The sequence below is a fragment of the Shewanella sp. 11B5 genome (assembly GCF_002836795.1).
Taxonomy (GTDB): Bacteria; Pseudomonadota; Gammaproteobacteria; order Enterobacterales; family Shewanellaceae; genus Shewanella; species Shewanella frigidimarina.
This window is the reverse complement of the sequence record NZ_PJAP01001042.1, coordinates 1-2,533: the sequence shown is the minus strand read 5'-3', so window position 1 is coordinate 2,533 and position 2,533 is coordinate 1. Positions and strand designations below refer to the sequence as shown.

The window sequence follows — 2,533 nt, the reverse complement described above, 5'->3', positions numbered from 1 at the left end:
CCGCGATAAAAACGTGGTTGAATTGCCGTGACCAGTTACCTTGTGTAGAAGCTGGGGATGCGTTATTTGTTAGCAGCCAAGGCAAGCGATTGTCTCATCGTAGTATTCAAGCGCGTATGGCTAAGTGGGGACAAGAGCAAGCCATGGCGGTAAAAGTTCACCCACATAAGTTGCGTCATTCGTTTGCAACTCATATGCTTGAATCAAGCCAAGATTTACGTGCAGTACAAGAGTTACTCGGTCATGCGAACTTATCGACCACACAAATTTACACCAGTTTAGACTTTCAACACCTTGCCAAAGTGTACGATAACGCGCATCCAAGAGCGAAAAAAGACAGGGGGAAATAATGACATTGCAATTGCCTAAAGCTTCGATGATCCAATATCAGCGCCTACAACCTTTTAGCGCGATTAGTTTTGATTTAGACGATACACTCTACAATAATCTTCCTTATGTAATACATGCCAGTGAGCAGCTGTTCTCGTTAATAAATCAAATCTATCCTGCCACCACAACATGGGACGCTGCTCAATGGCAGCAACTCAAACATGCACTGTTCAAACTACATCCAGAGTTAGCTCATGATACCAGTGCAGCTCGCTACGCCATGTTACATCAAGGTTTATTACACTTTGGTTATAGTGAGACAGAAGCCAGCCAAGGTGCACAAGATGGCATGACATGTTTTCATCATCATCGTAGTAATTTTACTGTTGATGAGAGCGTGCTGGAGTTACTAGAACGTTTAAGCCAACGTTACCAACTTATTGGTATTACTAATGGTAATGTTGACACCCAGCGCATCGGGTTAGATAAAGTGATGCAATTTGTGCTACATCCTGGTCATGGGGTTAAAATGAAACCTGCCGCCGACATGTTTAGCCTTGCTTGTCGTCAATTAGATATTAAGCCGTCGGCGTTATTGCATGTGGGCGATCATCCGTTGTCTGATATCGCTGGAGCTAAAATGGCGGGTTGTCAAAGTGCGTGGCTGAACCCATGTATGCAGCAACGGCATAAAAAGGCGCAACCGGTATTACCGCATATCGAGATTAACCAATTGGATTTACTGCTTCAGTTGCTTTAGCTTCAAATCGATACCGGCTTTTAAGCTCATTTGTTCAACTTGCTCACGGCTCGCATGCATATCGGCATCGCCCACTCGAAAATAGGTACCACTGTAAGGATCGGTGCCAACATAGATGGGCCTGAGTTTTACATCCACGCAGGGCACATGGATACGAATCAGTTTTTTAGTCATAATTTCGATAATTTGTACGTCGGTAGACGCTAAAATATTGTGACTGATTTTTTTGGGGTCATGTAAAATTGCCCAAATTTCAGTGAGCATTGGTATCGGATTAATAATTCCCTCAATCGTAAAGTCACCTTGCTGCTCTTTTACCCCTAAAATAATTTCCCCGCCTAAGGTGTTGGCAAAAGCGCTGTAGCTTTCCCACATACCTTCGGGCAACATTCCATTACCATCTCTTCCACCTGCTAACTTAAATTCAACTTGGGCAGATTCATGTAAATTTGCAATGTCATCTAGGGCAAAGGTTGGGTAATGATGAGGCGACATTTAGACTCCATATTGAGGTACGTGAAACTCATTATGTACTGTATGAAGTTTCGTAAAAAAAAGGAAGCAAATCCGTAAGGATGATCTCGAAGTTGCTTCAAAATGGGGAACCAAGGAGGATTATAGTGCTAAAGCTTTTGGGAATAATAAAGTGTTCTCAATCTCTATATGAGTTTGCAAGTCGGCATCAAATTCAGCCAAGGTGCGATAACATGTTTGCCATGTATGGCAGACACCTGCAGGTGGTGTGTAGTTATTGGTTAAGTTTCGAATGGTTTGCAACATGTGGTCTGCGTTATCGTGTTCATGCAACATCATGTTGATAGGGTTACTAATATGACCAAAGCATCCATCAACGGTTTTGCCTAAGCTGAGCGATTTAATCGCCGGAAATAAAATGCGTTCTTCTTTCATTAAGTGCGGCATTAATTCGGCAATTAACTCATTAACCGCATGCGCCAGAGGCTTTATTTCGCTGTGATCATCACCATGTGCGCGAACCATTTTATCTGTGTATTCCACTAATAATGGGGCGGTTTCACGAATGTATTGATGATGAGTCGCTTCAATATGATCTATCAAATCAATTAATGATAAGTGCTGTAATGCGGGTGCTGCTTGTTCGGTTAACATGGCAATTCCAAAGGTGCACATAATTTACATGTATTTTATGTGCATCTTTAACAATGCTCAATTTATTCACCACTAATCTGTTAGCTAACTCACACATTAATCGAAAATTGATACGTTATTGAGTACAAGACTCGCCTTGCGCCAAAGTGCTTAGCAGTACTTTTGAACTGACTTTTTGTTGCTGTAGCATACCGCCGACTCTTAATAAGCTACCTTGCCAACACACTAACCCACGGTGATCCATGCTTGGCTGCGATAGTGTCTGCGGTGCGAGCCACTGCTTGGTAGCCAAGTCGAATCGATAACCATAGGCGT

4 protein-coding genes and 1 pseudogene are annotated in these 2,533 nt (G+C 42.6%); 2 read left to right on the top strand and 3 right to left on the bottom strand.

From position 1 onward, the window contains the following. On the top strand, nt 1–350 hold a 350-nt coding region (locus CXF78_RS20045; protein ID WP_180957228.1), incomplete at its 5' end, for a tyrosine-type recombinase/integrase. Next, on the top strand, nt 350–1,090 hold the full coding sequence (locus CXF78_RS20040) for an HAD-IA family hydrolase (protein ID WP_011635937.1): 741 nt from the start codon (nt 350–352) through the stop codon (nt 1,088–1,090). The genes CXF78_RS20045 and CXF78_RS20040, both read left to right, overlap by 1 nt. Here CXF78_RS20040 and CXF78_RS20035 read toward each other — a convergent pair. The 3 genes and pseudogenes from CXF78_RS20035 to CXF78_RS20025 all read right to left on the bottom strand — a co-directional run. Then, the gene (locus CXF78_RS20035; protein WP_102037747.1) at nt 1,070–1,585 is read right to left on the bottom strand and encodes an AlbA family DNA-binding domain-containing protein; all 516 of its coding nucleotides are present in this window, start codon (nt 1,583–1,585) and stop codon (nt 1,070–1,072) included. The genes CXF78_RS20040 and CXF78_RS20035 overlap by 21 nt on opposite strands. Before the next feature lie 120 nt (nt 1,586–1,705). Next, complete coding sequence (locus CXF78_RS20030; protein ID WP_059747097.1) at nt 1,706–2,218, bottom strand: hemerythrin domain-containing protein; 513 nt, start codon at nt 2,216–2,218, stop codon at nt 1,706–1,708. Between the two features lie 115 nt (nt 2,219–2,333). After that, nucleotides 2,334–2,533: pseudogene (locus tag CXF78_RS20025) on the bottom strand (galactose oxidase); the annotation flags it as partial.